At 69.5% G+C, this 20,003-nt stretch carries 17 protein-coding genes; 13 read left to right on the forward strand and 4 right to left on the reverse strand.

The window, feature by feature from the left end; genetic code table 11:
• Positions 1-94: 94 nt before the first annotated feature.
• Complete coding sequence (locus tag AMK58_RS03775) at positions 95-1,252, forward strand: DUF3095 family protein (protein WP_059398638.1); 1,158 nt, start codon at positions 95-97, stop codon at positions 1,250-1,252.
• A gap of 10 nt (positions 1,253-1,262) precedes the next feature.
• On the opposite strand, the gene AMK58_RS03780 is transcribed toward AMK58_RS03775, so the two are convergent.
• Complete coding sequence (locus AMK58_RS03780; protein ID WP_035675480.1) at positions 1,263-1,712, reverse strand: YccF domain-containing protein; 450 nt, start codon at positions 1,710-1,712, stop codon at positions 1,263-1,265.
• 232 nt (positions 1,713-1,944) lie between these two features.
• Between AMK58_RS03780 and AMK58_RS03785 the strand changes: the two genes are divergently transcribed.
• Together AMK58_RS03785 and AMK58_RS03790 are read left to right on the forward strand one after the other, a co-directional pair.
• Complete coding sequence (locus AMK58_RS03785) at positions 1,945-2,505, forward strand: hypothetical protein (RefSeq protein WP_035675479.1); 561 nt, start codon at positions 1,945-1,947, stop codon at positions 2,503-2,505.
• Positions 2,506-2,716: 211 nt separating this feature from the next.
• A complete protein-coding gene (locus tag AMK58_RS03790; RefSeq protein WP_079285112.1) occupies positions 2,717-3,487 on the forward strand; it encodes an alpha/beta fold hydrolase in 771 nt (256 codons plus the stop codon).
• Positions 3,488-3,515: 28 nt separating this feature from the next.
• Here the strand turns inward: AMK58_RS03790 and AMK58_RS03795 are convergent, their stop codons facing one another.
• Entirely contained in the window at positions 3,516-4,178 is a 663-nt protein-coding gene (locus AMK58_RS03795; protein WP_035675470.1) for a LuxR C-terminal-related transcriptional regulator, read from the reverse strand.
• A 245-nt stretch (positions 4,179-4,423) separates the two neighbouring features.
• Positions 4,424-5,113, reverse strand: coding sequence for a LuxR C-terminal-related transcriptional regulator (locus tag AMK58_RS03800; RefSeq protein WP_059398640.1), 690 nt, complete (start codon positions 5,111-5,113; stop codon positions 4,424-4,426).
• A gap of 562 nt (positions 5,114-5,675) precedes the next feature.
• Here AMK58_RS03800 and AMK58_RS03805 point away from each other — a divergent pair.
• Together AMK58_RS03805 and AMK58_RS31750 are read left to right on the forward strand one after the other, a co-directional pair.
• Positions 5,676-8,015, forward strand: coding sequence for an ATP-dependent helicase (locus AMK58_RS03805; RefSeq protein WP_035675461.1), 2,340 nt, complete (start codon positions 5,676-5,678; stop codon positions 8,013-8,015).
• Positions 8,016-8,163: 148 nt separating this feature from the next.
• Complete coding sequence (locus tag AMK58_RS31750) at positions 8,164-9,360, forward strand: hypothetical protein (protein ID WP_035675458.1); 1,197 nt, start codon at positions 8,164-8,166, stop codon at positions 9,358-9,360.
• Positions 9,361-9,376: 16 nt separating this feature from the next.
• On the opposite strand, the gene AMK58_RS03815 is transcribed toward AMK58_RS31750, so the two are convergent.
• Positions 9,377-10,450 carry a PDZ domain-containing protein gene (locus tag AMK58_RS03815; RefSeq protein WP_051140338.1) on the reverse strand — a complete coding sequence of 358 codons (1,074 nt, stop codon included), beginning with the start codon at positions 10,448-10,450 and terminating at the stop codon, positions 9,377-9,379.
• 305 nt (positions 10,451-10,755) lie between these two features.
• Between AMK58_RS03815 and AMK58_RS03820 the strand changes: the two genes are divergently transcribed.
• The 8 genes from AMK58_RS03820 (at position 10,756) to recN (ending at position 19,866) form a co-directional block, all read left to right on the forward strand.
• Positions 10,756-11,670 carry a 50S ribosomal protein L11 methyltransferase gene (locus AMK58_RS03820; RefSeq protein ID WP_035675455.1) on the forward strand — a complete coding sequence of 305 codons (915 nt, stop codon included), beginning with the start codon at positions 10,756-10,758 and terminating at the stop codon, positions 11,668-11,670.
• 67 nt (positions 11,671-11,737) lie between these two features.
• Positions 11,738-12,199, forward strand: coding sequence for a tellurite resistance TerB family protein (locus AMK58_RS03825; RefSeq protein WP_014241242.1), 462 nt, complete (start codon positions 11,738-11,740; stop codon positions 12,197-12,199).
• A 109-nt stretch (positions 12,200-12,308) separates the two neighbouring features.
• Entirely contained in the window at positions 12,309-14,339 is a 2,031-nt protein-coding gene (locus AMK58_RS03830; RefSeq protein ID WP_035675441.1) for an aminopeptidase P family protein, read from the forward strand.
• A 366-nt stretch (positions 14,340-14,705) separates the two neighbouring features.
• Positions 14,706-15,071, forward strand: a complete 366-nt coding sequence (locus AMK58_RS03835) for a chemotaxis response regulator CheY (protein ID WP_014241240.1) — start codon at positions 14,706-14,708, stop codon at positions 15,069-15,071.
• Between the two features lie 3 nt (positions 15,072-15,074).
• Positions 15,075-16,262 (forward strand): protein phosphatase CheZ, encoded by a 1,188-nt coding sequence (locus AMK58_RS03840; protein WP_059398641.1) that lies wholly within the window; start codon positions 15,075-15,077, stop codon positions 16,260-16,262.
• Positions 16,263-16,462: 200 nt separating this feature from the next.
• The gene (locus AMK58_RS03845) at positions 16,463-17,200 is read left to right on the forward strand and encodes a protein phosphatase CheZ (RefSeq protein ID WP_035675428.1); all 738 of its coding nucleotides are present in this window, start codon (positions 16,463-16,465) and stop codon (positions 17,198-17,200) included.
• Between the two features lie 168 nt (positions 17,201-17,368).
• Positions 17,369-18,187, forward strand: a complete 819-nt coding sequence (locus AMK58_RS03850) for an outer membrane protein assembly factor BamD (protein WP_035675427.1) — start codon at positions 17,369-17,371, stop codon at positions 18,185-18,187.
• A gap of 8 nt (positions 18,188-18,195) precedes the next feature.
• Positions 18,196-19,866, forward strand: coding sequence for a DNA repair protein RecN (recN, locus tag AMK58_RS03855; RefSeq protein WP_035675426.1), 1,671 nt, complete (start codon positions 18,196-18,198; stop codon positions 19,864-19,866).
• Positions 19,867-20,003 lie beyond the last annotated feature (137 nt).

Genomic DNA, 20,003 nt, shown 5'->3' on the forward strand with positions numbered 1-20,003 from the left:
TCAGAAAGCGGTTCATGGGAGTGATTCACAGGACGCGGGCCGGGGCGTAAGCTGAGGCGACCCGTTCCCGGAACCTCCTGGCGCGAGGAAGGCGATGTTTCTGCCGTCCATCCACGATTTCACTGCCGAAGCCGCCGACCCTGCCCATTACGCGGCGCTGGACGGCGACTGGTCGCTGGCCGTCGCCGACGTGGTGGCAAGCACCCGTCTGGCCGGGGAGGGGCGGCACCGCGACGTGAATTTCGTCGCCGCCGCGGTGGTTGCCGTCCTGTCCGAGGCGGTGCGGGAGCCGGAACAGCCCGCCGCCTGTCAGTTCGGTGGGGATGGCGCCATCGCCGCGGTTCCGCCGGGCCGCCGGGCGGCGGCGGAGCAGGCGCTGGCGGCGCTCGCCCACTGGGCCGGGACCGAGATGGACGTGCCGCTGCGGGTCGGCCTCGTGCCGGTGAGGGCGCTTCTCGACGAGGGGCTGGAGGTGCTCGTCGCCCTGCAGGATTTCGGCAACGGCGACGCCTTCGGCCTGTTCCTCGGGCGCGGAGTCACCGCTGCGGATGCCTGGGTGAAGGCCGATCCGCGCTGGCGGCTGGAGCCGCGGCCCGGCCCGCTGAGCGGGCTGGAGAGCGTATCCTGCCGCTGGAACCCTGTGGTCAGCGGGCGCGGGGTGATCCTGTGCGTGATCGTCGACCCGCTGCCCAATGGCGGTACGGGACTGGCGGTTCTGGCCCGGGTCCAGGCCGACATCGAGCGGATCGTGCCGACCGCCACGGCGGCGCCGCTCGGGATGGGCGAACGGCTGGCGGTGCGCTGGCCGCCTTCCTGGCGATCGCTGTGGCTGGAGGCGCGCACGCGCCCGCGCGGGCGGCGGCTGGCCTGCGCCCTGTCGCTTCTCGGGAAATCCGCGCTGCTCGCCGCGATTCTGGGCGGCGGCTGGCGGGTGGCCGGTTTCGATCCGGACCGCTACCGCCGTGGCATGGCCGAACGGTCGGACTTCCGCAAGTCGGCGGGCGGGCCGCGCCTTGTCCTCGACGTGACCGAGGCGGAGGCCGCCGCCATCGAAGCCATGCTGGCCGCCCACGCGGCGGCCGGGCGCATCCGATACGGCACGGCGCGGGCGACGGCCTCCACGGTGACCTGCCTGGTCGGCGACCTCGCCGCCGACCGGCACGTCCATTTCGTGGATGGGGCGGAGCTGGGCTTCTGGCGGGCCTCGGTCATGCTCAAGCGGATGGCCGAGCGAGAGCCGTCCGCACCATAGGCCGTGCGGCTCAGTAGGCCCCGCGGCCGAGCAGGCGGCGGCGGGATTCCGCCTCGTCCACCGTCACGATCTCGGTGCCGACCGGCCACAGGGCCAGCAGGGCGAGCTTCAGATGCGCCCAGGCGAAGGGCAGGCCGATGATGGTGATGGCGAGGCCGACCGCGGCCACCAGATGGCCGAGCGCCAGCCACCAGCCGGCCAGGACGAACCACAGGATGTTGCCCAGCGTTCCGAGCAGGCCGGTGCCGATGTCCTCGCGGCCACGGAACTCATCCCGGCGGACGGCGGTTTGTCCAAAGGGCAACAGGGTGTACCAGGCGATCGTGAAGGCCGACCGCGCCCAGGGGATGCCGACGATGGTGATGACCATCAGGATGGCCGCGAAGAGCCATCCGGCGGCCATCCAGATGCCGCCGGTCACCACCCACAGGATGTTGAGAAGAAGGCTGAGGAAGGGCATCGGGTGTTTCTCCTTTTGCCCGCACATGTGGGGATGGCGGGCGGTTTCGCCCAGAGGAGGGATCGGCGAAAGTGGCGCATCGAAAGATTCATCCCCTCCCGGCTTCCGGCGGCTTGAATGCCCTCCGGAAAGGCCACAGATCGAAAGAGGGACCTTTGAGAAAAAGGCTGTTCCGCAGGGAACCGGGGTCCGCGCCGCACGCCATCCAGGGTATCACCGGATCGGAGGCCGCATGAACGAGGTCCAGAACCACGAAGAGTCCACCGACGCCGCCATCATGGGCGACGACGCCGAGAGCATGGCGCCGGTGGTCACCGCCATCCTTGGCTCCGCCATCGCCGCGGCCCTCAAGCGTGCCGGCACCGCCGACGTCGCGCACGGGGTGATCGCAGGATTGCGCCTGCTGCGCTCCGCCGCGGAGTCGGAGGCCGGCTACACCATGGGGGCGGCCATCGACACTGCCATTCGCACGCGCCTGCTGGTGGAGAACCTGTCGGCCCTGCGCACCACCGGGTCCGCCCCGGTCCCGGTGCCGCTGCCCACGCCGGGACCGGGGGTGGCCATCGCGTCGGCCATCTTCGTCAGCGCCGCGGAATCCTGCCTGACCGTCAACGCCCATGCCGAGGACAACGGACCTCTGGAGATGGCCGTCTTCGCCTTCTCCACGCAGTTGATCCAGCAGCTCGGCGGGTCGCCGGACTGGCGGGATCTGATGCGCGAGTTGCACCGCCCGTCCGAGCCGCGCGACGACCGTCCGGTCGAGGCGCTTCCCGACGGCAACACCATCCACTGACGGCTCCCGTTCTTGTGCAGGGTCCGCCGGCAATGGCGGAACTGCACAACAATTGGGGTAAAAACCTGCGATTTTCGGGATTTGCGGCCACCGTTCGCGCCATTTCGGGCCTTTTTATGGTACGGGACAAGGCTGCGAACCCTCCATTAGGCTCCCTGTCAATCGGCGGAGACGATCTCCGCACCATGTTCGGGAATCGGGGAGCGGAGCCTTGACCATACACAGCAGCGCCGGGCGGCCCGCGGGAGCCGCGTTCGGCATCGTGCCGTCGTCGCCGGGCGAGGCGCCAACCGCAAGCTGCGGCGCATCGCGGGAGGTGGGGCCGGGCTGTATCGTCGCCGGCGATCCCGCCGGACGGCGAATCATCCTGATCCACGCGACGTTCAGCGAATCCAGGGCCTGGACCCGCCTGCTGCGCGCCGTTCCGGCGGGACAGGAATGGGTGGCCGTGCCGCGGCCCGATCCGGTGCCGATCGGCGGCGCCTCCCGCCTGCGCGGCGGCGACCCCGGCGTGCCGGCGGCGGCGCTGCGTCCGCTTCTGGCGCTCCGCCGCTCGCGCAAGCCGCTTCTCGTCGGCAGCGGCGGCGGCGTGCCGGTGGCGCTGCGGGCCGTGCTGGAGTTTCCGGAGCTGGTTGGCGGCCTTCTGCTGATCGACCCGATGGCCGAGGAGACGGTCCGGCCGGGCGTGTTCCGCCGAATCGCCGCCTGCATCCTGCCGCCCGTCGTCCGCGACAGTGCGGCGGAGCTTCAGGCCATGGCGCCCATGCTCGACGCGGTCCGCGTGCCGGTCACGCTAGTGCAGGGAAAGGACATGCCGGACGGCGTGCCAGGCGCGTCCTTTTTGGAGCAGCGTCTGACCGGTTGCCGCAACCTGACCGTGGTGACCGTTCCCGGCCAACAGGTCGTGCCCGCCAAGCACGAATCGGCCATCCGCGGCGCTCTGGCCGCGTTGGTCACTTCGGTGGAGCGGGGAGGGGCCTGAGACAGAGAACGTCGAGAAGGGTGTCCGGTCAGAATCCGTTCGCTGTGATCGCCGCCTGGGTCCGGTTGCGCACGCCGAGCTGGCGCAGGATCGCCGTCACATGCACCTTCACGGTGCCTTCGGTCAGGCCCAGCTCATGCGCGATCTGCTTGTTGGATTTGCCGTCGCGCAGGCGGTTCAGCACGTCGCGCTGGCGCGGGGTCAACTGGTCGCCCGCGCCGTCGGCCAGGGAACCCAGCGGATCGGCGTCCCCCGCGCCGTTGACGGCGTGCGGCGCGCTGTCGGTCATCCGGTCGCCGCGGATCGCCTGTTCCGGCAGATAGACGCCGCCGGCCAGCACGAGCTGCAGGGCACCCATCAGCACCTTCGCGCTGCTCGACTTCGGGATGAAGCCGGCGGCGCCGTTCTCCAGCGCGGCCAGCAGGTCCGACCGCTTCTCCGATCCCGACACCACGACCAGCAGCGCCTTGGGAAGCCGCTGGTGGATCTCGCCGAGCAGGGAGAAGCCGTTCCATCCCGGCATGCCGAGATCCAGGAGGATCAGGTCGAAGGCGATGGCGCCGTCGCACAGGCGGCGAACGTCGTCGAACGTCCCGGCCTCGTGGAACACCATGCTGTCGTCCGACTGGGCGAGCAGGCGCCGCAGCCCGTCCCGGAACAGCAGGTGATCGTCGGCAAGCAGAACGTTCAGGGTCGGCTTTTCCGCGCTGTATTCCATGATGCTCATCGTGTCGGGTCTGCGATCCAAACAAATTCGGAGCGTATTGCCGAAATAGCCATCATCATTTCGGGGCGGAAGAGGGCCTTTGGTCCTATGGCGCACCACTTATGGCGTGCCGCCGCACCCAAAGCGGGTGCTCCGGACGCAGCAACACCGGCCGCGGGATGGCGCGGCCGGTGTTGGGGATGCCGGGGAAGCAGAACCGCGGGGACGCGTCAGACCACGTTGGCGCTGACCCCGGCGGCTTCCGCCGGCTGGTCGCCGATGCCGTTGTTCAACGCCCAGATCGCCGCCTGGGTGCGGTTCGACGCGTTGATCTTGCGCAGCAGGCTCTTCAGATGGACCTTCACCGTGGCCTCCGTGATGTGGAGGTGGTTGGCGATCATCTTGTTGGAGTTGCCGTTCAGCAGGCAGCGCAGGATCTGGATCTCGCGCTGGGAGAGACCCTTGCGGCGGGCCGGGACCTCGGTTGCCAGCTCGTCGCTGCGGCCGTTGATCAGAAGCTCGGCGAGGTGGGTGGGGAACACCTTCTCGCCCATCATCACCAGCTTCAGCGACTGCATCAGCGCTTCGCAGGCGATGTCCTTCATCAGGTAGCCGTGGGCGCCGGCGCCGAGCGCGCCCGACAGGCGGCGGGTGCACAGGTCGGTGGTCAGGATGACGACGCGGATGCCGGGGTGGCCGTCGCGCAGGGCGCGGAGCTGGTCGGCCTCGTCCTCGCCGCCGTTGACGAGGTCGATGAGGACCAGGTCGGGCTGGGTGCCCGCCGCCTCGACCGCGGGGACGCCCTCGCGCAGGGTGCCGGCCTCGCCCATCACCTTGAAGGGCGTGTTCTCGAACAGACGCTTCATGCCTTCGCGGAAGAGCTTGTTCGCGTCGATCAGGAAAACGTTCACGGGGTCCATTGTTCCTACCCGCCCTCTGTTTGTTTCAATTCGGTCGTTCGTCTGGCGCCTCCGTGGACATCCGGTCCGGGGGGAGGGCCGCTCTCCGCGGCTGTCCGTTTGGTTCCGGGGTGCCACGATCTGATTGGACCTTACCCCGGATTTGCGGAACAGAAAATTTCCCCAAAGGAAAAATTATGTCTCGCAATGGGCATATGCCCTAAGCCGAAATAAGACAAACCGTCCAACGAACCGTTCACGAATGTCTAACTTGGAATAATCAATCGGCATTGAATTCGACTCATCCTGTGATTTGTCTGTGACTGTGCGTGATTCTTGGGATCCTATGGCTGATGTGACTTCGGGCTATTGTGATAAGACAAGCGCTATGGTGACGGGCGTAGTGCTGGTCGCGACGATCTCTGCCCATGGGCCTAGTCCCATGCCGATTGGCGGGGTGCCCCGGCCGTTCCGTCAAGGGAAGGGGTTCGATGCGCCGGGGGGCGTGCTATATACGGTGTCCTCTTTCGATGAAGGGCGTCTCCCGACCGCGGGGGAGCCCGCCCAGGAAATCCGGTGCCGCATGTCCGATCCCTACGCCTACGACGATCCGCTGGGCCATGATCCCCTCAGCCACGCGGGCGCCCCGGCCCCCGCGCCGGCGCAGCGTTTCGCCTATCTGGACGGGCTGAACCCCGTGCAGCGCGAGGCGGTCGAGGCCATGGACGGCCCGGTTCTGGTGCTGGCCGGCGCCGGAACGGGCAAGACGCGGGTGCTGACGACGCGGCTGGCCCATCTGCTGATGACGCGCCGCGCCGCCGCCTTCCAGATCCTGGCGGTGACCTTCACCAACAAGGCCGCCCGCGAGATGCGCGAGCGCGTCGCCCATCTGGTCGGGATCGAGCCGGAAGGCTGGTGGCTGGGCACCTTCCACGCCCTGGCCGCGCGCATCCTGCGCCGCCACGCCGAGCTGGTGGGGCTGAAGTCCAACTTCACCATCCTCGACACCGACGACCAGATCCGCCTGATCAAGCAGCTTCTGGAGGCGGCGAACGTCGATTCCAAGAAGTGGCCGGCGCGGCAGGTGCTGGGCGTGATCGAGCGCTGGAAGGACCGCGGCCTGACCCCGGACCGGCTGAACGAGGGCGACGGCGGCGACGTGGCCGGCGGGCGCGTGGTGGCGCTCTACCGCGCCTACCAGGAGCGGCTGCGCACGCTGAACGCCTGCGACTTCGGCGACCTCCTGCTGCACAACATCACGCTGTTCCAGAAGCACCCCGACGTGCTGGCGGAATACCACCGCAAGTTCAAGTACATCCTGGTGGACGAGTATCAGGACACCAACGTCGCCCAGTATCTGTGGCTGCGCATCCTCTCGCAGGCCCATAAGAACATCTGCTGCGTCGGCGACGAGGACCAATCGATCTACGCCTGGCGCGGCGCCGAGATCGGCAACATCCTGCGCTTCGAGGCCGACTTCCCCGGCGCCACGGTGGTCAAGCTGGAGCAGAACTACCGCTCCACCGGGCACATCCTGTCCGCGGCCTCCGGCCTGATCGCCAACAACAAGGGACGGCTCGGCAAGACGCTGTGGACGCAGGCGGACGGCGGCGAGCCGGTGCGCGTGCGCGGCGTCTGGGACGGCGAGGAGGAGGCCCGCTGGGTCGGCGACGAGATCGAGGCGCTGCAGCGCCAGGGCGTGTCGCTCGCCCAGATCGCCGTGCTGGTCCGCGCCGGCTTCCAGACCCGCGAGTTCGAGGAGCGCTTCATCACGCTGGGCCTGCCCTATCGGGTGATCGGCGGCCCGCGCTTCTACGAGCGGCAGGAGATCCGCGACGCGATGGCCTATCTGCGCGTCGTCAACTCGCCCGACGACGATCTGGCCTTCGAGCGCATCGTCAACGTGCCCAAGCGCGGCGTCGGCCCGGCGGCCCTGCAATGCCTCTATCAGGCGGCGCGCTCGCGCGGGATGCCGCTGACCGAGGCGGGCTGGGCACTGACCGAGACGGACGAGCTGAAGCCCAAGGTGCGCGGCGTGATGCGCAACCTGCTGCAGGACTTCTTCCGCTGGCGCACCCTGTCGGCGACCATGCCGCACACCGAACTGGCCCGGATGATCCTGGACGAGTCCGGCTACACCCGCATGTGGCAGGAGGACAAGACGCCCGAGGCGCCGGGCCGGCTGGAGAACCTGAAGGAACTCATCACCGCCATGGCGGAGTTCGAGAACCTGTCGGGCTTCCTGGAGCATGTCGCGCTGGTCATGGAGAACGCCGAGGCCGCGGGCGTCGATCAGGTCACGGTGATGACCCTGCACGGCGCCAAGGGGCTGGAGTTCGACATGGTCTTCCTGCCCGGCTGGGAGGAGGGGGTGTTCCCCAACCAGCGCGCGCTGGACGAGACCGGCATCGCCGGGCTGGAGGAGGAGCGCCGCCTCGCCTATGTCGGTCTGACGCGGGCGCGCAAGCGGGCCTACATCAGCCACGCCGCCAACCGGCGGCTCTACGGCAACTGGGTCAGCGCCATCCCCTCGCGCTTCGTGGAGGAGATCCCCGGCGGCGATGTCGAGGCGGAGGCGGCGAGCGGCCTCTATCCGGGCGGCAACGCTGGCGGGGGATTTGGCGGGGGAGGGAGCTTCCGCGACTCGTCGAGCTACGCCGCCTTCCGCGCCGGCCAGCAGGCGGCGGGCCGGCAGCAGCCCCCGTCGCCGCGCACCATCACGCTGGACAGCGGGTCCTATCAGGTCGCCCCGCGCGCCCGTCCCAACGCGCCCTTCCCGAAGGGTGCGCGGGTGTTCCACCAGAAGTTCGGATACGGCACCGTCACGGCGGTCGACCAGGACAAGCTGGAGATCGACTTCGACCAGGCCGGCAGCAAGAAGGTGATGGACAGCTTCGTGGTGCCGGCGGAGAAGGCGGGCTGAGGATCAGGGGGCGCTGAAGGCAGGGTGACCGATTGCCGCAGCGCTCCGCCGGGGTGACGATCGTCACAGGTCGGGCGTCCGGGTTCGGCTACTGGTTGTGCACAGACATCGTGCCCACAGCCGCCCCAACAGCCACGGAACCCGCCCAGTGTTCGGCAAGAGCAGCACCGCGTTCGAGGTCCAGATCCGCCGCGAGGGTCGCTGGACCATCGAGGGGACTTACGACGACGAGCGCCGGGCCCTGGCCTCCGCCCGCAGTTGGCTGGCGGTCAGCGGGGTGGAGGAGGTCAAGGCTCTCAAGTTCCGCTCGCTGGCCGGGCTGTCGCTGGAGACGGTGATCTTCCAGAAGGCCGTTCCGGTGGTGAAGGACAAGCCCATGGCGCTGGGCGGCACGGCGGAGGGCGCGCCCTACTGCACAGCCCCCGGCGATCTCTATGGGTTCGAGTCACGGGTGGTCACCGGCCGGCTGCTGCGCCCCTTCCTCGACAAGTTCCGCATCACCCCGACCGAGCTTCTCCACAGTTGGACCTACCTGCGCAAGCTCGACGAGCAGGGTCTCCTGCTGGGCGCGGCGCTCCAGGCGGTGGCCCGCCACCACGCGGACCGCCACGGCGTCGCCGTGCCGGCGCGGGCGCGCGAGCTGCGGGCCTTCGCCGACGCGGTGATGGCGCGCGCCCGCGACTTCCAGGGGGAGCGCAAGGCCCTGCCGGCCTTCGATCCCGCCGACCTGTCCCGGTCCAGCCGGGTCCTCGCCGCCGCGGTGGGGGAGGAGAGGCACGACTTCGCCTTTCTCAGCCAGCTCACCATCCATCTGGCCGACCGCAATTCGCTGGCGGGCAAGCTGGAGATGCTGCTCGACCTGATCGGGCCGGACGTGGAGCCGCGGCACCTCGCTTCGCTCGACGGGGTGATGGCCGACGCGCTGGGCTCCGCCGAGCTGGTGAAGGAGCTTCTCGGCGCGCAGCCGAACCTCGCCCTGGGGCTGTGCGCCCTGGCCGACCTGATCCTGGGCCGCGACCCGCAGCCGAAGAGCGAGCCGGTCAGCCCTTTGTTGGCCCACATCGGCGCGCTGATCGTCCAGGGGCGCGCGCCGTGCTGCCGCGCCGTCCTGCTGGAGCGCATCCAGCAATCGCTGAACGGCACCCAGCCGCTCGACCGCCGCGACCCGAAGAAGGAGGCGCTGCTGGCCGACCACCTCGCCACCCATCTGCGCGATCCGCAGGGGCGCCTGCTCGGCGGCGCCGAGGTGCAGAAGGCGCTGGCCCGCCGCCTGATCCGCCACCGTCAGGCGATCCTGCGCGAGCAGGGGATGCACGACATCGCGGACCGGCTGTCGGGGCGGTGACTCCGCCGGCTTCGCCTCACGGCGCCGGCGGCGACCAGGGCAGCTCCGTCATCGGCTTGTCCCGCCGCAGTGCTTCGTAGATCTCCATGCCCTTCCCGCGGTCCGTCTCGCACAGCATCATGAGCACGTCGGAGTCGGCGCTGGCCGACGTGCAGATCTTCGAATCCTGGGTGCAGGTCGGCCGCGGGTGCGGAGCCAGCCAATATCCGGGTTGAGCCTTCCGCGCCGCCTCCCAAAAGGCCGTCGTCAGCTTGGCGCTTTCCGCCTCGCTGCCGTCGTTGCGCACCGTGAACAGTGGCGAGTGCACGCTGCTCGAGAACAGGCCCGAACCGGTCATCTGGGCCACGCAGAAGCGCTCCCGCACCGGCGCGGCCGGCAGGACCGGCGCATCGGCGTACACAGCACCCGGCGGCAGCGCCGGGGTGTCGCTGATGATGGGGCCGACGATCAGCTCGCGCGGCTCGCGGGCGCGCCACAGCTTGACCAGCACGCTCTGCCCGCTGGGCACCGCGCCCAGAACACGGCGCATCTGCATCACATCACCCACCGCGACGCCACGCACCTCCAGGATCACGTCGCCGCCGCGGATGCCCGACAGCTCGGCTGCCTTGCCCGGTGCCAGTGCCGTCACCACCAGGCCGCGCGGCGACTCCAGCCCCAAGGCCTGCGCCAGTTGGGCGGTCAACGGGCCCACAGCCGCTCCCATCGCTCCCTGCGGTTCGCTCGCCGGTGCCACGGCGGGACCGGCCGTGCCGGCCACCGCTCCGCCGATGCCATTGGGGCCGGTGGTGACGGTCGCCGCCGGTGCGGAGCCCGCACCCGCCACCGCGCCGCCACCCGCCGCGCAGCGCTGCTCCGCCATGACTTGACGCACCGCCTTGATGTTGACCACCACCGCTTCGCGGTACGCCGGGTCCACCGTGGGCAGTTGGTCGATGTACCCTTTCTGGAGCGACGCCAGGGCTTGGCAGCCCGTGCCCCGGTAGGAGGGGACCATATCGGCCACCAGCGATGCTTCCGACGGCATGCTCGCCGCGTTCATCGCTCCGATCGCCAGCCCGGCGGGATCGAGCGCGCAGCCCAACAGCATTGCCGCTCCCGAAGACGCCGCCAACGCCGCCATCCATGCCCTGGCCGCTTTGCAAACGCGCTGCATCAAGCCCGTCTCCCCCGTGTCGCTCTTGCGGAACCCTTGATCCGCTGATCTCCGGGTGCAGTGTGCCCGCTCAAAAGTGGTAAGAAAAGCGGCGGCGAGCCTGTGCCGCGCTTCCATCGGCCAAAACGTCGCAGGCTGCGGTCGACCCAGCCCGGCCACAGGAAATCTTTGTGTCTCCGCGTCTCTGTGGTTAAGTCTCCCACCAGACAACGACCACCCCATCATCGGCGACCTTCCCCATGTCCTCCTCCAAGCTCTGGCGCATCGCGCTCGTCATTCCCGAAGCCCACGCCCCCGCGTTCGCCGAGGCGATTGGCGATCACGCCGACGCGGTGTCCACCTTCGAGTTGGAGGAGCACGGCGACTGGCTGGTCGAGGCGACGGTCTACGGGCAGCCGGACGAGCCGCGGCTGAACGCCCGCGTCGCCGTTCTGGCCGAGGCCATGGGCATTCCCGAGCCGAAGCTGATCGTCGAGGAACTGCCCCTCATCGACTGGGTGTCGCACAGCTATCAGGGCTTCCCGCCGATCCAGGCCGGGCGCTTCTTCGTCCACGGTTCCCACCATGAGGGGATTGTCCCGGCGGGCAGCATCCCGCTGCTGGTCGACGCCGCCACCGCCTTCGGCACCGGCGAGCACGGCTCGACCAAGGGTTGCCTGATGGCGCTGGACCGGCTGGCCCGACGGATGAGCCTGCCGCGCGCCGGGCGGGGCGGGGCGCTCGACATGGGTTGCGGTTCGGGCATCCTGGCGCTGGCGGTGACCAAGCGCTGGCGGGTGCCCGTCACCGCCGTGGACATCGACCCGGAGGCGGTGCGCGTCACCCGCGTCAACGCCGCCCTCAACGGGGTGAAGGCGCGCATCCGCTCGCAGGGCGGCGACGGCTACCACACCGCCATCGTGGGCAAGCACAAGCCCTACCGCCTGATCACCGCCAACATCCTGGCCCGCCCGCTGGCCCGCATGGCGCCGAAACTGAAGCGCCATCTGCAGCGCGGCGGCGTGGCCGTTCTGGCCGGCCTGCTGAACCGGCAGGAGCGCCACGTCATCCAGGCGCACCGCACCCAGGGCCTGCATCTGGTCGCGCGCATCCCGGTCGGCGAATGGACCACCCTTGTGGTGAAGCGCCCGAAGCGGAAGGCCGTAAAGGGCTGAGGCCCCTGGATTTCGGTCCTCCCGTCGCCAATGTCTTCCGGACATATGGACGACCCGCGGAGGACCGATGCTGAACCGGATCAGGGCGCTGTTCCAGGAGAACGACCCCGGCGACGACCGCCACAGGCTGGAGGCCGCCGCCGCCGCCCTTCTGGTCGAGGCCGCACGCACCGACAACACCATTTCCCAGGCGGAGCGCGAGCGCATCCTCGACGTCACCCGCCGCCACTTCCACCTGAGCGAGGAGGAGGCGCAGGACCTGCTGTCCGCCGCCGTGTTCGACACGGAGGGAGCCTCCCCCTACTACCGCTACGTCACGGTGATCAACGACCATTGCCCTCCGGACAAGCGGCTGTGGATCATCGAGATGCTGTGGGAGGTGGCCTACGCCGACGGCGAGTTGAACGACCTGGAAGCCAATCTGCTGCGCCGCATCGGCGGCCTGCTGCATGTGCCCGACGTCGATCGCGGCCTCGCCCGCAAGCGCGTCCTGGAGCGGCTGGGCCTGCCCGACGATTCGGGGCTGTAGGGCGTCCCGCCGGGGCCTTCGCGCGGCTATGCCCTTTCCCGCGCTTGCGCGGTGGGGCGTCCCTGCCTAGCCTGTCGCGGACGGCTTCACCGGATGAGGATCAGCCCCCGTGTCCAGCGCTTACCGCGGCGACGAAACCCTGGCGCAGCTCTTGGCCCAGGCGGGCCTGCCCCACACCCCCGCGGACATCCGCAGCCTCGTCGCCGGGGTGCTCGCCGCGCCGGAGGGGGAGGACCCCGACGGCTGGATGGTCCTGGTCGGGGCGCGGCTTCCGGAAGATCTCGCCGGGCAGCTCCGCGCCCTGAAGGCCGAGCTTGCCGATGGACGCGTCGCTGGGGCGCCGGATTACGCCGCCCGCATCGCCGCCCTGCGCGGCGTCCTGGCGCACGCCGACCTCGATGGCTTCATCGTGCCGCGCGGCGACGAGCATCAGGGCGAGTATGTGCCGCCGCGCGCCCAGCGCCTCGCCTGGCTGACCGGCTTCACCGGATCGGCGGGCCACGCCGTGGTGGGGCGCCAGCGCGCCGCCGTCTTCGTGGACGGGCGCTACACCCTCCAGGTCAAGACGGAAGTGTCGGGCGACCTCTACGAATACCGGCATCTGGTCGACGATCCGCTGACCGAGTGGGTGGGGGAGGCGCTGCCGCAGGGCGGACGGCTCGGCTACGACCCGTGGCTGCACACCGCCGGCTGGGTGGAGCGCACCCGCCAGCAGATGGAGCGCATCGGCCTGTCGCTGGTGCCTTGCCCGGAAAACCCGGTGGACCGCGTGTGGACGGACCAGCCGCCGCCCCCGCTGGCCCCGGTGGTTGCCCAAGATCTCGTCTTCGCCGGGGACAGCCCCGCCGACAAGCGCGCCCGCATCGCCGGTGACCTGGCGCGCAACGGCATCGGCGCCGTGGTGCTGACCCAGCCCGATTCCATCGCGTGGCTGCTCAACCTGCGCGGGGCGGACGTGCCCTGCACCCCGCTGCCGCTGTCCTTCGCGATCCTGAAGGACGACACGCAGGTGGACCTGTTCATCGACCGCCGCAAGCTGGCGCCGGGCGTCGAGGCCCATCTCGGCAACCAGGTCGCCGTGCGCGACCCGGACGAGCTGGGCGCCGCGCTCGACGGGCTGGGCCGTGCAGGGCGCAAGGTGATGGCCGACCCGGCGAGCACCTCGGCCTGGATCTTCGACCGGCTGCACATGGCCGGCGCCAAGCTGGAGCGCGACCCCGACCCCTGCGCCCTGCCCAAGGCCTGCAAGAACGATGCGGAGCTGGCCGGCACCCGCGCCGCTCACATCCGCGACGGCGCGGCGCTCGTACGCTTCCTGCACTGGCTGTCGCAGGAGGCGCCGTCGGGCACCGTGACAGAGATCGCGGCGGCGGACCGGCTGCTGGCCTTCCGCCGCGCCAACGACCGTTTCCGCGGCCTCAGCTTCGACACCATCGCCGGGGCTGGGCCGAACGGCGCCATCGTCCATTACCGGGTTTCGGAAGCGACCGACCGCCGGCTGGAGCCGGGCACCCTGTTCCTGCTGGACAGCGGCGCCCAGTATCAGGACGGCACCACCGACGTGACGCGCACCATCGCCATCGGCGCGCCGACCCCGGAGATGCGCGAGCGCTTCACGCTGGTCCTCAAGGGCCACATCGCCGTCAGCACGGCCCGCTTCCCGCGCGGCACCACCGGGTCGCAGCTCGACGCGCTGGCGCGCCTGCCGCTGTGGTCGCTGGGACTAGACTATGACCACGGCACCGGCCACGGGGTGGGCAGCTACCTGTCGGTGCACGAGGGGCCGCAGCGGATCTCGAAGGTGCCGAACAGCGTGGCGCTGCAGCCCGGCATGATCCTGTCCAACGAGCCCGGCTACTACAAGACCGGCGCCTACGGCATCCGCATCGAGAACCTGATCGTCGTCCAGCCGCTCGACCTGCCCATGGCCGAGCGGCCCATGCTGGGGTTCGAGGTGCTGACCCTGGCCCCCATCGACCGCAATCTGGTCGAGCCGGCGCTGCTGACCCAGGCGGAGATCGCTTGGCTGAACGCCTACCACACCCAGGTGCGCGAGGCGCTGGAGCCTCGGCTCGCGGGTGACGGGGAGGTCGAAGTGTCGCATTGGTTGAGACAGGCGACATCGCCGATCATCGTCTGAGGGAAATGGCCTAGGGTGGACCATGCCGGCGAACAGGGGCGTATGGAGCGAGAATCAGCCCGTGCGTTCGCCTGTGAAATCTGGCAAGGTCCCCACCCGACGCAGGGGTATGTCCGTTCGGACCGCCGCCGGACGCGCGTCCGTGCCTTGGAGCGATGCCTCATCGCGCCGGGGCGCGGCGGAAATTCGGCGGTCTTGGTAACCCGATATTTACGGGCGTACGTCACTGTGGCCGTGAGGGATGACTTTTCGGCAGACTTAAGGCATCACAGTCGGACCAGACCGACCTCGGCGCACGCCATGCAGCGCCGGGCGGGCTGAACGCCGGGCCGGGGCCTAGCAACGGAAGAATGCGGAGACGCGTAGATGAAGATCCTTGTCGTCGATGACTACGCCACCATGCGGCGCATCGTGCGGAACCTCCTGACCCAGATCGGCTACACGGACATCGACGAGGCCGGCGACGGCGTCTCGGCCCTGCAGAAGCTGCGCGAGAGCAAGTTCGGCCTCATCATTTCCGACTGGAACATGGAGCCGATGACCGGCCTGCAGCTCCTGAAGGAGATCCGCGCCGACGCCAAGCTCGCCTCGACCCCCTTCATCATGGTCACCGCCGAGAGCAAGACCGAGAACGTGATCGCCGCCAAGCAGGCCGGTGTGAACAACTACATCGTCAAGCCTTTCAACGCCGATACCCTGAAGCAGAAGATCCAGGCCGTCATCGGCGGGTAAGGAGTGGTTGGGTTGGATCAGCTTCCGCAGCTTTCCGAGGAAGAGTTCGACCAGATCGAGGAAGCGATCGCCCGCACGACCAAGGGGCGAGCCTTCCTGCGCCGCTTCCACCGCCGGGCCCATGGGGCCGCGGCGGAGGAGGTGCGCAAGATGCTGCTGGAGTTCCGCAGCTCCTGGCATCAGCAGAGCGAGGTGGTGGAAGCTTCCAAGCACGTCGAGGTGCTGCGGCGCGAGCTGATGGAGATGGCTGCCTCCATCGAGCAGGCGCGGCGCGAGGTCGCGGCCCTGCGTCCGCCCGATGCCGGTGGCGACAAGATCACGTCGGCCACCAACGAGCTGGACGCCATCGTCATCTCCACCGAACGCGCGTCCTTCGAAATCCTGAACGCCGCCGAGCGGCTGATGGACCTGTCGGGCAAGCTGAAGGCGGACGGCGCCGACCCCGGCCTGTGCTCCGAGATCGAGGGGGAGGTGACCAACATCTTCACCGCCTGCTCGTTCCAGGACCTGACCGGCCAGCGCACCAGCAAGGTGGTCAACGCGCTCCGCTACATCGAGCAGCGGGTCAACGCGATGATCAACATCTGGGGCGTCGAGAAGCTCGCCGGCCTCCAGATCGCGCCTGAGAACACAGACACCCGGCCGGACTCCCATCTGCTGAACGGTCCCCAGCTCGACGGTCTCGGCGTCAGCCAGGCCGACGTGGACAGCATGTTCGACAGCCCGGCGATGGCGGCACCACCGCCAGCTCCCGAACCGCCGCCCGCTCCGCCTCCGTCCCCCGCTCCGGCGGTCGCGGGCCAGACCGGAGCCAAGGCGAGTCAGGCCGACATCGACAGCCTGTTCGACAGCCCGGCCCCGGCTCCGGCCGCTCCGGCGAAGGCCAGCCAGGCGGACATCGACAGCCTGTTCGACAGCCCAGCACCGGCCCCTGCCGCTCCGGCGAAGGCCAGTCAGGCGGACATTGACAGCCTGTTCGACAGTCCGGCTCCCGCTCCGGCCGCGGCTCCGCCGGCCCCCGCTCCGGCTCCGGCCCCCGCCGCCAAGAAGCCGGTGCCGAAGCCGGCCTCGGCGGCCAAGCCCGCCCCGAAGCCGGCCCCGGCTGCCAAGCCGGCGGCGGCCCCGCCGCCTGCGGCGGACGAGCCTCCGGCGCCGCTGGATCAGGCGGCCATCGACGCCCTGTTCGGCTGACCTCACGGTCAACAAGACGGTCCGGCGTCGGATTTGTGAAGAGTTGCCGCCGCTCCAATCGGCGGGCGAATTGGGACATGAAGTTTGCTATGACGATCGTCGCCCGCCGGGCCGATGCCGGCCTTGGCGGGCAGTCCTGACCAGACGGGCCGGCGTGCGCGGATGCCCCGGACGTCCCTTCGGAAAGAGGCGCAGCCCGCATGAGGAATCTCTCGAAACCCTTCATGGCGGAGCTTCAAAAGGCCCGCCGGACCGGCAATCCCTATCAGGCGGTGGTGGATGACGCCTCCGCCCTGGCGCCAGCGCTGGCGTCGCTGCCCTCCGGTCCGGTCGCGGTGGACAACAGCGACGTCATCCGCGCCATCAGCGACCTTGGCGCGAAGCTCGACCGCTTCCTGACCATGGACGCCCAGCAGATCGACCAGATCCAGGTCGAGATCGCCGACATCTCGGGCCGGATCAAGGCCACCAAGGTGGAGATGGCGGCGATCCGCCACCCGCTGGCCGGCGACGACAAGTTCGTGCAGGCGTCCCAGGAACTGAACGCCGTCGTCTCGGCGACGGAGGCCGCGACCAACACCATCATGGCCTGCGCCGAGGAGTTGGAGGAGGTCGTTCACGAGCTGAAGTCGTCGCTGCCGGAGGGCTACCACGCCGACCGCGTCAACGACATGAACGACGTGATCGTCCGCATCTACGAGGCCTGCAACTTCCAGGATCTGACCGGCCAGCGCATCACCAAGGTCGTCCGCGCCCTGTCCTTCATCGAAGAGCGCGTCGACGCGATGATGAGCCACTGGAACAAGCGCGAGTTCGAGGCGATGCCGCTGCCGCCCACGGTCACCAAGATGGACGAGACGCTGGAACTGCACGGCCCGGCCGACCATCAGGAGATGGGCAACATCAGCCAGGCCGACATCGACGCCCTGTTCGGCTGACCGGTTCGGCTGATCAGTTCGGCTGATCGGCGCCCCATTCCGGCCCTCCGCACCGGGCGTCGGGTCGCACCGTGACGGCGAGGTTCGAAATTTGTTCGCCGAAGCGGCTTGCCGCCCCCGCGCCCCGGCGTGCTATATAGGGCCAACTTCGAAAGCATCGCGACGACCATGCCCTGCCGTTTTTCCCGTCTGCCGCTTGCGGCCCTCCTCCTGGCTTCCGCCCTGACCGCCTGCTCCTCGACCAAAACCGAGGACCAGTATGTCGAGCGTCCGGCCGAGCAGATCTACCAAGAGGCCGACGCCGCCATGCGGGAAGAGCGGTTCAAGGTGGCCGCCAAGCTCTATGACGAGGTGGAGCGCCAGCACCCCTATTCCGAGTGGGCGGGCAAGGCGCAGATCATGGCGGCCTACGCCCATTACCAGGATCTGAAATACGACGACGCGATCCTGGCGCTCGACCGCTACATCCAGCTTCATCCGGGCAGCCCCGACGTTTCCTACGCCTACTACATGCGGGCGCTGTCCTATTACGAGCAGATCACCGACGTCCGCCGCGACCAGCGCATGACCCGTCTGGCGCTCGACGCGCTGTCGGAGGTCGTGCGCCGCTTTCCGGACAGCCAGTACGCCCGCGACGCCAAGATCAAGATCGACCTGACCAACGACCATCTCGCCGGCAAGGAGATGGAGGTCGGGCGCTTCTATCTGAAGCAGGGTCAGTACACCGCCGCCATCGGCCGGTTCCGCACGGTGATTGAAAACTACCAGACCACCTCCCACGTCCCTGAGGCGCTGCACCGGCTGGTGGAGTGCTATCTGGCGCTGGGAATCACGGACGAGGCGAAGACCGCCGCCGCCGTGCTCGGCCACAACTTCCCCGGCAGCGAATGGTACACGGACAGCTACGCACTGCTGGTGGACGCCAACGTGCGTCCGGAGCGAAACGAGAAGTCCTGGATCAGCAGAGCCTGGAGCTCCCTGTTCTAGGACGATCCATGCTGGCGTCGCTGACGATCCGGGACGTCGTCCTGATCGAACGGCTGGGGCTGGGCTTCCGCAAGGGCTTATGCGTCCTCACCGGCGAGACCGGTGCAGGCAAGTCGATCCTGCTCGACGCGCTGGGATTGGCGCTGGGCGCTCGGGCCGATTCGGGCCTCGTCCGCCACGGCGCCGACCAGGCGTCGGTGACGGCGGAGTTCGACCTGTCCGGCGACCACCCGGCGCTCGCCATCCTCAGGGAGCAGGGGCTCGACCCCGAGGAGCGGCTGGTCGTCCGCCGCACCGTCAGCGCCGACGGGCGCAGCCGCGCCTGGGTCAACGACCAGGCGGTCGGCGTCGGCCTGCTGAAGCGGCTGGGTGAGGAGCTGGTCGAGGTCCATGGCCAGTTCGACACCCACGGCCTGCTGAATCCGCAAACCCACCGCAGCGTGCTGGACGCCTACGCCGGGCTGTCCGGCCACGCCGCCCAGGTCGCCGCCGCCCACCGGGCGTGGAGGCAGGTCGAGGACGCGCGCGCCAACGCCGCCGCCGAGATCGCCCGCGCCCGCTCGGAGGAGGAGTATCTCCGCCACGCCGTGGCCGAGCTGGATGCCCTCGCTCCCAAGCAAGGCGAGGAGGAGGAACTGGCCGAGACCCGCGCCGTGCTGATGCACCGGGAAAAGCTGGTCGATGCCCTGAACGCCGCCTATGGGGAGCTGTCGGGCGACCGCGGGGTGGAGCGCGCCCTGTCCTCGGCCATCCGCACGCTGAGCCGCATCGCCGACAAGGCCGCCGGCAAGCTGGACCCGGTCATCGCCGCCCTGGACCGCGCCGCGACCGAGGCGGGGGAAGCCATCGCCGGGCTCCAGGCCGTGTCCTCCGACGTGGACATGGACCCGCAGGCCCTGGAGAAGCTGGAGGAGCGGCTGTTCGCCCTGCGCGCCGCCGCCCGCAAGCACGGGGTGGACGTCGATGCTCTGGCCCCCCTGCGCAAGGACATGGCCGACCGTCTGCTGCTGATCGAGGATCAGGGCGATCTGCTGGCCCGCCTCGCCCGCGAGGCCGAGGTCGCCCGCGACGCCTACCGCAAGGCCGCCGAGTCGCTGAACCGGGAGCGCCAGCAGGCCGCCGGCCGCCTGGATGCCGCCGTTGCCACGGAACTCGCACCGCTGAAGCTGGAAAAGGCGAAGTTCCGCACGCTGGTCGAGCCGTTGGCCGACGAGTCGGACTGGACGGCGTCGGGCATGGACCGCGTGGCCTTCCAGGTCGCCACCAACCCCGGCTCGCCGCCCGGCGCGCTGAACAAGATCGCCTCCGGCGGTGAGCTGGCGCGCTTCATGCTGGCGCTGAAGGTGGTGCTTGCCCAGACCTCGACCGTCGGCACTCTGGTGTTCGACGAGGTGGACACCGGCATCGGCGGCGCCGTCGCCGCCGCGGTGGGCGAGCGGCTGAAGACGCTCGGGCAGGGGCTCCAGGTGCTCGTGGTCACCCACAGCCCGCAGGTCGCCGCACGCGGCTCCATCCACCTCAAGGTGCAGAAGTCGGTGAAGGGCGAGCAGGTGACGACCGGCGTGGTCGAACTGGACGGCGACGACCGCCGCGAGGAGATCGCCCGCATGCTGTCCGGCGCCACCGTCACCGCCGAGGCCCGCGCCGCCGCCGACAGCCTGATCGCCGGGCGGGGGTAGCATCCATATAGCGGCGAGCGAATGAGCGGACCGTCTCCCTTCATTCGCTCGCCGGAGCGCCGGACTGGGCGCCGCGCCCAAGATGAAGTTTGGCGTGACGGTATTAAGTCACAGCAATCGCCCGCAGCGGTCATACG

This window comes from Azospirillum brasilense (genome assembly GCF_001315015.1).
Lineage (GTDB): Bacteria > Pseudomonadota > Alphaproteobacteria > Azospirillales > Azospirillaceae > Azospirillum > Azospirillum brasilense.